Here is a 231-nt window from a genome sequence, read left to right as displayed (position 1 = left end):
GGAGGGAGGGCGCCCGGGCCGTCTCCGTCCCCGGCGACGTGACCAGCGGGGCGGACGAGGAACGGATGGCCACCGAGACCGTACGGGCCTACGGGCGGCGCGACTTCGCGCTGAACAACGCCGGCATCGAGCACCAGTCGAGCCTGGTCGACATGGAGGCCGCCCACCTCGCTCGGGTCATCTCCTTCAACCTCAAGTGGGTCTTGCTGGGTCTGAAACACCAGATCCGGC

1 protein-coding gene is annotated in these 231 nt (G+C 69.3%); it reads left to right on the top strand.

Annotated elements, in window-relative coordinates; translation table 11 throughout:
* A partial coding sequence (locus KVT44_RS57420) for an SDR family oxidoreductase (protein WP_217577255.1) occupies positions 1–231 on the top strand: 231 nt, incomplete at both ends.

This window comes from Streptomyces sp. GbtcB7 (assembly GCF_019091445.1).
GTDB lineage: Bacteria > Actinomycetota > Actinomycetes > Streptomycetales > Streptomycetaceae > Streptomyces > Streptomyces mirabilis.
The sequence above is the reverse complement of the archived record's forward strand: the minus strand, read 5'-3'. Positions and strand labels throughout refer to the sequence as shown.